This window comes from Pseudomonas endophytica, from assembly GCF_001411475.1.
GTDB classification, from domain to species: Bacteria; Pseudomonadota; Gammaproteobacteria; order Pseudomonadales; family Pseudomonadaceae; genus Aquipseudomonas; species Aquipseudomonas endophytica.
In genome coordinates this window covers 1-11384 of the sequence record NZ_LLWH01000030.1, presented here as the reverse complement: position 1 = coordinate 11384, position 11384 = coordinate 1, and the positions used below count along the sequence as shown (strand labels likewise).

Below are 11384 nucleotides of genomic sequence, written 5' to 3'. Positions count from 1 at the left end.
CCGGTGGTGCGCAAGGCTGACATGAAGGGCGAGAAGTGGATTGGTGCCTACGAAAACAACAACGTCGATGTGGGTTTGAACACGGGCCTGCAAGGCCGTGCACAAATCGGCAAAGGCATGTGGGCCATGCCCGACCTGATGGCAGCGATGCTCGAACAGAAAATCGCCCACCCATTGGCCGGTGCCAACACCGCGTGGGTGCCTTCGCCGACGGCGGCCGCCTTGCACGCGCTGCATTACCACAAGGTTGACGTGTTTGCGCGTCAGGCCGAGTTGGCCAAACGCACGCCGGCCTCGGTGGACGACATCCTGACCATCCCGCTGGCTGTGAACCCACAGTGGACGCCTGAGCAAATCCAGAACGAACTGGACAACAACTCACAAGGCATTTTGGGTTACGTAGTGCGCTGGATCGACCAAGGGGTCGGTTGCTCTAAGGTGCCAGACATCAACGACGTCGGCCTGATGGAAGACCGTGCAACGCTGCGTATTTCGAGCCAGCACATCGCCAACTGGCTGCGTCATGGCATCGTTACTCAGGCCCAAGTGCTTGAAAGCCTAAAGCGCATGGCGCCGGTGGTTGATCGCCAAAACGCCAACGACCCGCTGTACCGTCCGCTAGCACCCGACTTCGACAGCAACATCGCCTTCCAGGCGGCGGTCGAGTTGGTGATCGAAGGCACTAAACAGCCTAATGGCTACACCGAGCCCGTACTGCACCGTCGTCGTCGCGAGTTCAAAGCTAAAAACGCGTAGGCCCTACCGCAGGCTGTGAACTTTTGATCTTAAAAGCTCGCAGCCTTCGTTCCGCGTCAGCGCTTAGCGTTTTAATTCTTTGTTGACTACCTCCAGCAGCATATTCGTATCAATAGGTTTGAGCAGAAAGTCCACCAAGCCTAGGTGCAGCGCTTCAATCACATCCCGCACCTCTGCATCCCCCGACATGATGGCAATCGGCAACTGCGCCCGCTCCGACTTGTGCACTTCCTGGATCAAGTGCAAGCCGTCATGGGGTTGCATGCGCAAATCCGTCAGCATCATCCCGATTGACGAGTCAGATTTCAGCAACTTCAGTGCCTCTTCCTCGTTGCTCGCTGTGACACAGTGGATGCCGTTGAGAGCCAGAAACTCCGACAACACAGAGCGCGAATCGGGATCATCCTCCACGATCAAAAGGGAGCGCTCGACCTCAGGAGGCTCCAGCATAACCTCGTTCAGGGCTTCTCGTTCGGCGTCGGTCAAAATGTCGTGATCTGTCATATCCGTCTCAAAAACGTGCAAAAGGTTAAAAAACCAAGCAGCTCAGTCAGTTATCCCTAACTGCGCTCAATGTGCACTGAGACACAACTATTTCCAAGTAGACACACACTCATTTGCATAAAAAGCCCACAAATTGTGGCGCGCCAGCAGGCTCCCTAGACTTACGTCCAATGGGCACCCGCGTGCAGACCACCGAGCATGAAGGGTAGCAGGGGCCGCGCCCCGTCATAACAACAACAATCAACAATGCGGTAACGGTCATGAGTCAATCAGATGCGTTTCTCCAGGCAGGTAAAACGGCGGTGTCACAGAACATCCACGGGACTGTGCAGTTTTTGCAGCGATTCCCGCCGTTTAACCAAATGGAAAACACTCACCTGGCCTTCTTGGTTGAACAGTGCCAACTGCGATTCTATGGCCCAGCAGATCGAATCATTGGGCCAGAAGACGGGTCGGTCGAGCATTTTTATATCGTTAAACAAGGCCGCGTGGTGGGCGAGCGCACGCATCAGGGCCGCAGCGTGGCCGAAACCACGTTTGAAATTACCGCGGGGGAGTGTTTCCCCCTCGCTGCCTTGCTCGGAGAGCGGGCCACCCGCACTGAACACTTGGCCGCCGAAGACACCTTCTGCCTGCAACTGAACAAGGCCGCGTTTATCAAAGTCTTTGCCCTGTCTGAGGAATTTCGCGACTTCGCTTTGCGCGGGGTCAGCAGCTTACTCGACAAGGTCAATCGGCAAGTTCAGCAAAAAGCCGTTGAAACCTTGGGCACGCAATACTCGCTCAACACCCGGCTGGGTGAATTGGCCATGCGCCATCCGGTCACCTGTAGCCCAGAGACCGCCCTGCGTGAAGCCGTGCGGCTGATGCACGACCAACAAGTGGGCAGCATCGTGATCGTTGACGCGCTCAAAGCACCGCTGGGGATTTTCACCCTGCGAGACTTGCGCCAAGTGGTGGCCAACGGCATAGAAGACTTTGGTCAAGCCATCGCGGCACACATGACCGCCGAGCCGTTTTATCTGTCCCCCGACCACAGCGCCTTTGATGCCGCAATAGCCATGACCGAGCGCCACATCGCCCACGTATGCTTGGTCAAAGAGCAGCGCTTGTGTGGCGTGGTGTCCGAGCGGGACCTGTTCTCACTGCAACGCGTCGACTTGGTGCATCTGGCCCGCACCATCCGCCACGCGCCACGTCTGGACACCCTGATCAACCTGCGTGGTGAAATCAGCCAATTGGTTGAGCGCATGCTGGCCCACGGCGCTTCATCGACCCAGATCACCCACATCATCACCCTGCTCAACGACCACACCGTGTGCCGAGTGATCGAACTGGTGCTGGCGCAAATAGGCGACCCCGGCGTGCCGTTCACTTGGCTGTGCTTCGGCAGCGAAGGGCGGCGCGAGCAAACCCTGCACACTGATCAAGACAACGGCATTTTGTTTGAAGCCGACGATGCGGCGCACGCAGAGCAGATTCGTCAACGCCTGCTGCCCATTGCGCAACAGATCAACACCCACCTCGCGGCCTGCGGCTTCACCCTGTGCAAAGGCAACATCATGGCCAGCAACCCCGAGCTGTGCTTGTCGCGTGCCGAATGGGCGCGACGCTTTGCGGCGTTTATCCGCGAGGCCACGCCACAGAACCTACTGGCCTTCAGCATCTACTTCGACCTGCGCGTGGTCTGGGGCGACGAGCAAGGCTGCCAGCAACTGCGCCGCGGGATCCTTGCGCAAGTCGCCGACAACCGCTTATTTCAGCGCATGATGGCCGACAACGCGCTGCGCCATCGCCCACCAGTGGGACGCTTTCGCGAGTTTGTGCTGGAGCGCAAAAGCGGCGAAAAAGCCACCCTAGACCTCAAAATCCAAGGTCTGGCGCCGTTTGTCGACGGTGCTCGCCTACTGGCGCTGGCCCACGGTGTTACCGCCATTAACACCCTTGAGCGCCTGCGCCAGCTCATCACCTTGGGCGTGATCGAGCCGCTGGACGGCGCGGCCTACGAAGAGGCGTATCACTTTATTCAACAGACCCGCATGCAACAGCATCAATTGCAGACCCGACAAAACCGCCCGTACTCCAACCGGGTCGACCCCGACAACCTCAACCAATTGGATCGGCGCATCTTGCGAGAAGCCCTTCGCCAAGCCCAACGCCTGCAAAGCAGCCTCGCCCTGCGGTATCAGCTATGAGCCTATTTTCTTGGCTACTGCCGCGCAAAGCGCCGACCTTAAGCCTCGCTCAGCAGCAACGACTGTTGCAGTTACCCAAGCCTGCCGAGTTGGCCGAGCACACGCTGCGCGCCCAGCGCTGGGTCGTGGTCGACCTGGAAACCAGCGGGCTACACCTTAATCGCGACCAAGTGTTGTCGATTGGCGCGATGGTCATCGAAGACGGCGCAATCGACCTGAGCCAAGCGTTCGAGCGCACCTTACTGCGCACCGACAACCCCCTCAGCCCTAGCGTTTTGCTGCATGGCCTAGGGCCCAGTGCGATTGCCGCAGGCAGTGATCCGGCCGAAGCCCTGCTCGACTTTATGGCGTTTGTCGGTGACAGCCCGTTACTGGCCTTCCACGCCCCGTTCGACCAACACATGCTCACTCGCGCTCTCAAAGACAGCTTGGGTGATCGCCTGCAGCACACTTTTATGGACGTCGCGGCATTGGCGCCCATGCTATGCCCGCAGGCTGACCTGCGCGAAGCGGGGCTAGACAACTGGATCAAACACTTCAACCTTCAAGTAGAAGAGCGCCACAACGCCAGCGCCGATGCATTGGCCACTGCCGAACTGGCCCTCATCCTATTCAACCGCGCTCGCGCGCAACACCTCGACAGCCCCTTAGCCCTGCAACAGCGGCTCAATCAGTGGCAGCGGCGCAAACAGACCCACAGCTTCTAAAAACACCACAACTGTCGTAAACGCCAACAAACCGTAGGAGCTGCCGCAGGCTGCGAGCTTTTGATCTTTTCAAGATCGCAGCCTGCGCCAGCTCCTACGAACTGGACTGCCCCCCACCCGATGAGCGTCAATTGCGTGGGCCGGTACGACCTGACACAATCGCGAATAATTATCGTTAGTTAACAGCGGCGCAATGTGGCGGGCCCGCAGCGGGCTGAGGACTTGAGCCAAGACACGTTTGTGCGTCTGCTGGGGCGTACTGAACTGACCGTACCGCGTGAACCGCGAGCTTTTTTGGCGGCTATCGCCAAAGGGTTGCTGTTTGACTACTTTCGCCGCGCCGCCCTCGAGCAGGCTTACTTCACCGAACTGATGCTGCTGCCCGAAGCCGAGCACCCCTCGCCAGAAGAACAGCACCTGATCCTCGAAGACCTCAAAGCCATCGACCGCCTGCTCGGCAAGCTGTCGAGTAAGTCGCGTGCGGCCTTCCTTTATAGCCGCCTCGATGGCTTGGCCCACGCTGAAATCGCTGAACGCCTAGGCGTGTCGGTGCCTCGGGTACGTCAGTACTTGGCCCAAGGCATGCGTCAGTGCTACATCGCGCTGTATGGCGAGCCCACGTGAGCGCGGTCAGTTCCAAACCGGTGTCGGCCCGCGTCCTTGACGCCGCCATTGCGTGGCAACTGTGCCTAGACTGCGGCAATGGCAGCCCCGTGCAACAGGCCGAATTCGACACGTGGTATGACGCCTGCGAAGAACACGCTCGTGCATGGCAACAGTTAGGCATGCTCGACCACCGTTTCAGCAACGTCAGCCGACCCGCACGCAATGCCCTGCGCAACGCCCGCAGCGGCTTACAGCAGCGCGTGCGCAAGATCGGCACGGGCCTGGCGAGCCTGGCGCTGGTGTGTGGGCTGACACTGTTGGCGGGCAAAAACCACCTGCCTATTGATTACTGGCTGGCCGACCAGCGCACTGCTACCGGCGAGCAACGCCAACTTCAATTGGCCGATGGCACCGTCATCAACCTCAACACCCACAGCGCGGTGGATGTGCGGTTTGATGCCGACACGCGGCGCATCATCCTGCAAGACGGCGAGATCATGGTGCAGACCGGGCACGGCGATCCGCGGCCTTTTATCGTGCAAACCCGTGACGGCAGCTTGCGGGCATTAGGCACGCGGTTTCTGGTTAAGCGCGAAGAACACGGCACCCGCCTGAGCGTGCTGCAATCACGCGTTGCCGCGCACCCCGAAGACAGCGACAGCGAAGTCATCTACAACGAAGGCCAACAAGTCCTCATGCAGCGTGACCACTTGAGCCAAGCGGCCAGTGTCACCGCCGGGGCCGATGCCTGGACCCGCGGCATGCTGGTACTCGACAACGTGCGCTTGGCCGACATGGTGCGCGAACTCAATCGTTATCACCGGGGCTACTTGGGTATTGACCCGCAAGTGGCCGACCTGCGGATCACCGGCAGCTTCCCGTTGAACAATTTGCAAGTGGCCCTTAACGCCCTGCAACCGACCTTACCGATCAGTATTGAGCAGCACACCCCGTGGTGGATCACCGTCAGCCCCAAGCCCTAACCCCCCGAATCACAATTATTTTCAATTAGCCCTATCACTTTCCACGTTTCGTTCGGCACATAGGCATTGAGAAACATTTCCATTCAGGAACTCGCCGAATGTCACGCACCCTCGACACCTTGTTGCGCCCTAGCCTGCTGGCCGTTGCCATGGCCTTCTGTGCCCCGCTGACCAGCACCTCGCTGATCGCCGCCGAGCAAAACGCCACCTCGCGCAGCTACAACCTTGGCGCCGGGCCATTGGCCGCCACGCTGAACCAAATCGCCAGCCAAGCCAATCTCACCTTGGCCATGGACCCGGCGTTGCTGGCAGGCAAAACCTCAGCCCCGGTCCAAGGCACATTCGAGCCCATCACCGCCCTGCGTGAGGCGTTGCGCGGGACGGGGTTGCAGCTCGTACCGGGCAGTGGCGGCAGCTACACCCTAATCGCCATCCCACAAGGCGTTGTCGCCCTAGAAGCCACCACCATCTCCGGTCAAGGCAGTTACGAAAGCGCTTGGGGGCCAGTCGACGGCTACCTCGCCCAACGCTCAGCAGCGGGCACCAAGACCGACACCGCGTTGGCAGAGGCACCGCGCTCGATCTCGGTCGCCACGCGCAGCCAGATGCAAGACCGCGCCGTACAGAACCTCGACGATGCCGTGCGCTACATGCCCGGTGTCACCGCCAGCAGTTATGGCAGTGACAGTCGCGCTGAATGGTTAAAAGTGCGCGGTTTTGAGCCCACCCAGTTCCTCGACGGCCTGCCGCTGCCCAAGGGTTCCTACACCATGCCCAAGCTCGAAACTTGGGACCTAGAGCGCGTTGCCTTGCTGCGCGGTCCAGCGTCATCGGTTTACGGGCAAACACCTGCGGGCGGCTTGTTAGACATGGTCAGCCGTCGCCCAGAAGACGTCGCCAGCCATGAAGTACAACTACAAATCGGCAGCTACCAGCGTAAACAGATCAGCTTTGACAGCACGGGACCGATGGATGATGAAGGGCGTTTTCTGTATCGCGTTAGCGGCGTGGTGCGTGACGGCAACACCACGATCGAGCACACCGATGACAAGCGCTACAACATCGCCCCGAGCCTGACGTGGAATATCGACCCCGATACCAAGCTGACCTTCCTCAGCCAGTTCAACCGCGATGACACCAGCACCACCAGCCAGTTCTTGCCGATTCAGGGCACCTTGGTGTCGACCCCTGCGGGCAACGTGAAGTACCACAAGAACCTCGGTGACCCGAAGTGGGAGTACTACGATAAAACCTACTACGCACTCGGCTATGCGTTTGAACATCAGCTAAACGACGTTTGGCAGTTCCGCCAGAACCTGCGTTACACCAAAAGCGACTTGTCCTTTCAGAGCATCACCGCCGGTGGCTACTTCGGTTCGGTGGCCGATGATGGCACCGTCCAGCGCGGGGCAAACATCGTGGACGAAGACATCAACCAGTTTGCCGTCGACAACAACCTGCAAGCCGATTTCAATACCGGCGCACTGAAGCACACGCTGCTGATCGGCCTCGATCATCAGCGCGTCGACACCCGCTACAAATGGCAATACGGGCCAGCCCCGGTCAGTAACATCATCAACCCGATCTACGGGCAAGATTTCAGCAATGTTCCCTACACCGCCTACAACGACTACAACCAGAAAACCCGCGACACAGGTCTTTACCTACAAGACCAAATGGCCCTAGATAACTGGCGTTTGACCGTTGGCGGGCGCCAAGACTGGCTGCACACAGACACCACCTTCTACAACCTCAACGACGCCCACGACACACGCGACGACAGCGCCTTCACCGGTAATGCCGCGCTGAGCTACGTGTTCGACTCAGGCTTCACCCCTTATGTGTCCTATGCCGAGTCGTTCCAAGCCGAGCCCGGTGGCTTTGGTGGGAAGGCGTTCAAGCCGGGCACCGGCAAACAATACGAAGTGGGCGTTAAGTATCAGCCACCGGGCAGCGGAATACTTTTCACCGCAGCCGTGTATGACTTGACCCGTAAAAATATCGTCCTCAGCGATTCGCTAGGGGTGAGCCGTCCATTGGGCGAAGCGAATGTACGCGGCCTAGAGCTGGAGGCCGTGGGTAACGTCAACGACAACCTCAAACTGACCGCCGCCTACACCTACGCCAACACCAAAATGACCAAAGTCTCGGACCCGAAGGACAAAAATCGCCCACTGCCGTTGACCCCAGAACACCAAGCCTCGATCTGGGCTGACTACACGTGGCACAAAGGCGTACTGGAAGGCTTCGGCATTGGCTTGGGTGCGCGTTACATCGGCGAAACCGACAACATCGCCATTGGCAGCATGAACTACGTGACAGACGTTGCGTACGGCCACGCCAAGGCCTACACCGTCTATGACGCCGCTGTCCATTACGACTTAGGCAAAGTCAGCCAGACCCTTAAAGGCGCCACCGTCTCGGTTAACGCCAACAACGTATTCGACAAGCAATACCTGTCGACCTGTGATGGCTTCTACTGCTACTACGGTGATCGCCGCAACATCATGGCCAGCGTCGACTATAAGTGGTAACTCGCTAAATCTGCCCCGTAGGAGCTGCCGCAGGCTGCGATCCTTTGACGTTCAAGATCAAAAGATCGCAGCCAGCGGCTGCTCCTACGGGGGTGTATTCATTTAGGACTGTCATGAAAAGCAAAACCATTCGCCGTTGGTCCTTTATTCATACGTGGACCAGCCTGATCTGCACCGCGTTCTTGCTGATGCTGGCGCTCACCGGCTTACCGTTAATTTTTAGCCATGAAATCGAGCACCTGATCGGCAATGCACCGCAGCTCCAAACGCTGCCCGAAGGCACGCCACACCTGGACTTGCAGCAACTGGTACGCGCCGCCGAGACGCATCGGCCGGGTGAGGTCATGCAGTACTTTGGCTGGGAAGACGACGAGCCCAACGCCGTCATCGCCATCATGGCCGCGACAGCAGGCACTGAGCCCAACTCCTCTCACACCTTTATGCTCGACACCCGCACGGGCCAAGCACTGGAAGTCCCTTCGGCCAACGGCGGCTTCATGATGTTCATGTTGCGCCTGCACGTGGACATGTTCGCGGGCCTGCCCGGCAAACTGCTGCTGGCCTTGATGGGCACCCTGTTTGTGCTGGCGATCATTTCTGGCACCGTGCTGTACCTACCGTTTATGCGACGCAATGAGTTCGCCACCGTGCGCACAGGCAAATCCAAACGCGTACGTTGGCTCGACCTGCACAACCTGATCGGTGTCGTGACCCTCACCTGGGCACTGGTGGTGGGCGTGACCGGGGTGATTAGCGCCTGCGCCGACCTGATCATCGACGCTTGGCGCAGCGACACCCTCAGCGCCATGGTCGAACCTTACCGTGATGAGCCGCCACTGACCCAACTCGCCCCGGCCAGCCGCCTGTTGGACATCGCCGCCGACGCCGCCCCCGACATGCAAGCGGACTTTATCGCCTTCCCGGGGACGCGCTTCTCCAGCGAGCACCACTACGCCGTGTTCATGAAAGGCAGCAGCCACCTGACCTCCCACCTACTGACCCCAGTTCTGATCGACGCCACTGACCTGAGCGTTACCGCCGTCGGTACCCGGCCGTGGTACATGGACGCCATGGGCATGTCCCAGCCCCTGCACTTTGGCGACTACGGCGGGATGTCGATGAAAATACTCTGGGCGGCCCTCGACCTGCTGACCATCATCGTCCTCGTCAGCGGCCTGTACCTGTGGTGGGTGCGGCGCAAAGCCGCTAAGGAGAACGCCCTATGAAACCGCGCCGGTCCAGCTTCTGGAAAGTGTTTTCCATCCCCTTAGCGATTGCCCTCGTCAGCGCCATGGGTTTGTTTGCCGCCCTGCTCGGCGACGGCGCTTGGGACGCCCTGAGCTGGATCGGTTTGGGCATCCCGGCATGGATCAGCGTGCGCGGGCTGCTCAAACGCTCCAAAACCTCTTAGTTGCTTTACGACCAGCAAGTGAAGACACCCAACTCTTCTACTGTCGGGAGCGCGTAATAGGGTTTCACGGTGAACTTGACGATAAAACAACCGGGTACTCTGTTGTAGGGCAATGGCGACCGGGCGTTTAACCCGGTTGCAGGCCCCTCAACAGCTCGGCTTGTCCGCCGTATAGCGGCGCGCCGGGTTCACCGCCGCGCCGAACTCACGCAGGGCTTTGGCGCCGATCAACAACGGGTAGTTAAAGTTGCTACGGTCGGTGAGGTTGACCTCGACCGTGCGTTTGACATTGCCCAGGCACAGGTCCAGATCCACCACCGGGCGTTTTGCCACGCTGACTTCATCTTTGTCTTCGTCTTCATCAGCGCGGTTTTTGATTTTGCTGATGCGTGACACTTTGTGCTCATACACCTTGCTGTCGGCACCCTCAGTGGCTAGCTGAAAACGCACCCATTCTTCACCATCACGGGTAAAGGTCTGGATATTTTTGGCCGACAGCGAAGCCGTGTAGGCGCCGGTGTCCATCTTGGCTTTGAGCGTCTCGCCGATTTCCGGCAGTTTGATGTACTCATAACGCCCATACAGCGTCGGTTCGGCAGCCATCACCGGCAGCGCTAATACAGACAACAAAGCAAGAACAGACTTCATAGAGGGCATTTCCTTTAAAGAATCCTGTACTCACCTGTAGGAGTAGCCGGTCGACGCTCAATGCTCGCGAGCTTTTGATGTTTTAAAAGATCGCAGCCTGCGGCAGCTCCTACAGGGATGGGGCGAATAGTGAGAAGGCGTGCTTAGAGCGACCGTTCCTTAGATACCCCAGAGCGAACCCAAGGTGGTCAGCAGTGGGCTGGCAACGCCCTGTTGGCCCAAGTACTGAGTGATCAACGGCGCAAACTCCTGAACCATGCTGCTGTTCATGCCCAGCGCTTCAAACGCGCTGTCCAGTTGCGACTTGTTGGTGACATTGCTAACCGCCACTTTGGCGTCCGAGCTGACTGGGTTGATCTGGCCGACAAGGGCCTGAAGCTGCGGGTTTTTGGCGCTAAATTGGCTCAGTTGAGTCAAGGCACCGGCGCCAGTGACCTTGCTGATACCCGGTACTTGCTGGGTCAGGGCGGCGTAGTCATTGGTGGTCAACTGGTTTTTAGCCAGGCTCAACATCGCCCCAACACCGCCGGCGGCTTGCTCGGGTTTAACCCCCATTTGCTGGGCTTTGGTCAGCAGCGCCAGTGCCTGCACAGACTTGTCAGAGCTTGCGCTGTTGCCGCCTTGGACTTGGCTCAAAATACCGGCGGCATCGTTCAGGTTAAAACCTGCGGCAAATACTGGGCTTGCCGCCACACTCATCAATGTTGCCAATGCTACTGCGTTCAACTTTTTCATCAGATCAACCTCTTGAACCAAAAAGCTGCCCGCACAGGAACAGCAAAACTAACGATAAGACTCAAAGTGCCAGCCGTTGTTCCCACTAGCCAGCATTGAGCCAAACAGGGTGCAATCTTAGTGGAAAACAACAGCGGTGCGTTGGCAGACAAATATTCCGCGTAGGAGCTGGCGCAGGCTGCGATCTTTTGATGTTGCGATCAAAAGATCGCAGGCTGCGCCAGCTCCTACAAAATAGAGATGCACCCAAACACCGTGCGCGATGGTATTACGACTGCCAGCAGTTGATCGCAGCCTTTGTGCCT

Annotated in this window: 11 protein-coding genes and 1 pseudogene; 8 read left to right on the top strand and 4 right to left on the bottom strand. The window is 58.6% G+C overall.

All coding sequences use genetic code 11. The features are described from left to right. A pseudogene (locus AQS70_RS03705) lies at positions 1–756 on the top strand (malate synthase G); the annotation flags it as partial. Between the two features lie 63 nt (positions 757–819). Here AQS70_RS03705 and AQS70_RS03700 read toward each other — a convergent pair. Further along, positions 820–1260, bottom strand: coding sequence for a response regulator (locus AQS70_RS03700; RefSeq protein WP_055101574.1), 441 nt, complete (start codon positions 1258–1260; stop codon positions 820–822). Between the two features lie 260 nt (positions 1261–1520). Between AQS70_RS03700 and AQS70_RS03695 the strand changes: the two genes are divergently transcribed. From AQS70_RS03695 to AQS70_RS03665, 7 genes are all read left to right on the top strand, one after another. Next, positions 1521–3455, top strand: a complete 1935-nt coding sequence (locus tag AQS70_RS03695; protein WP_055101573.1) for a putative nucleotidyltransferase substrate binding domain-containing protein — start codon at positions 1521–1523, stop codon at positions 3453–3455. After that, positions 3452–4162, top strand: a complete 711-nt coding sequence (locus tag AQS70_RS03690) for a 3'-5' exonuclease (RefSeq protein WP_055101572.1) — start codon at positions 3452–3454, stop codon at positions 4160–4162. Before AQS70_RS03695 ends, AQS70_RS03690 begins: the two co-directional genes overlap by 4 nt. 195 nt (positions 4163–4357) lie before the next feature. Next, positions 4358–4786 (top strand): RNA polymerase sigma factor, encoded by a 429-nt coding sequence (locus AQS70_RS03685; RefSeq protein WP_241492794.1) that lies wholly within the window; start codon positions 4358–4360, stop codon positions 4784–4786. Further along, positions 4783–5751 (top strand): FecR family protein, encoded by a 969-nt coding sequence (locus tag AQS70_RS03680; protein ID WP_055101571.1) that lies wholly within the window; start codon positions 4783–4785, stop codon positions 5749–5751. The genes AQS70_RS03685 and AQS70_RS03680 overlap by 4 nt, the downstream gene beginning before the upstream one ends. A 98-nt stretch (positions 5752–5849) precedes the next feature. Beyond that, positions 5850–8285, top strand: coding sequence for a TonB-dependent siderophore receptor (locus AQS70_RS03675; RefSeq protein WP_055101570.1), 2436 nt, complete (start codon positions 5850–5852; stop codon positions 8283–8285). 113 nt (positions 8286–8398) lie between these two features. Beyond that, positions 8399–9511, top strand: a complete 1113-nt coding sequence (locus AQS70_RS03670) for a PepSY-associated TM helix domain-containing protein (RefSeq protein ID WP_055101569.1) — start codon at positions 8399–8401, stop codon at positions 9509–9511. Continuing rightward, positions 9508–9696, top strand: coding sequence for a hypothetical protein (locus tag AQS70_RS03665; protein WP_055101568.1), 189 nt, complete (start codon positions 9508–9510; stop codon positions 9694–9696). The genes AQS70_RS03670 and AQS70_RS03665 overlap by 4 nt, the downstream gene beginning before the upstream one ends. A gap of 147 nt (positions 9697–9843) precedes the next feature. On the opposite strand, the gene rloA2 is transcribed toward AQS70_RS03665, so the two are convergent. The 3 genes from rloA2 to AQS70_RS23920 form a co-directional block, all read right to left on the bottom strand. Then, positions 9844–10344 (bottom strand): retropepsin-like aspartic peptidase RloA2, encoded by a 501-nt coding sequence (gene rloA2 / locus AQS70_RS03660; protein ID WP_055101567.1) that lies wholly within the window; start codon positions 10342–10344, stop codon positions 9844–9846. A gap of 159 nt (positions 10345–10503) precedes the next feature. Further along, positions 10504–11079, bottom strand: coding sequence for a DUF2780 domain-containing protein (locus AQS70_RS03655; RefSeq protein ID WP_055101566.1), 576 nt, complete (start codon positions 11077–11079; stop codon positions 10504–10506). A 117-nt stretch (positions 11080–11196) separates the two neighbouring features. Further along, positions 11197–11384 (bottom strand): hypothetical protein (locus tag AQS70_RS23920; protein WP_206542126.1); only part of this gene is annotated, 188 nt, incomplete at its 5' end.

Bases quoted from the DNA above. Each gene is read 5' to 3' on its own strand.
- AQS70_RS03695 (WP_055101573.1), top strand. From the start codon at position 1,521: ATGAGTCAATCAGATGCGTTTCTCCAGGCAGGTAAAACGGCGGTGTCA.
- AQS70_RS03675 (WP_055101570.1), top strand. From the start codon at position 5,850: ATGTCACGCACCCTCGACACCTTGTTGCGCCCTAGCCTGCTGGCCGTT.
- AQS70_RS03665 (WP_055101568.1), top strand. From the start codon at position 9,508: ATGAAACCGCGCCGGTCCAGCTTCTGGAAAGTGTTTTCCATCCCCTTA.
- AQS70_RS03700 (WP_055101574.1), bottom strand. From the start codon at position 1,260: ATGACAGATCACGACATTTTGACCGACGCCGAACGAGAAGCCCTGAAC.
- AQS70_RS03655 (WP_055101566.1), bottom strand. From the start codon at position 11,079: ATGAAAAAGTTGAACGCAGTAGCATTGGCAACATTGATGAGTGTGGCG.
- AQS70_RS03670 (WP_055101569.1), top strand. From the start codon at position 8,399: ATGAAAAGCAAAACCATTCGCCGTTGGTCCTTTATTCATACGTGGACC.
- AQS70_RS03690 (WP_055101572.1), top strand. From the start codon at position 3,452: ATGAGCCTATTTTCTTGGCTACTGCCGCGCAAAGCGCCGACCTTAAGC.
- rloA2 (WP_055101567.1), bottom strand. From the start codon at position 10,344: ATGAAGTCTGTTCTTGCTTTGTTGTCTGTATTAGCGCTGCCGGTGATG.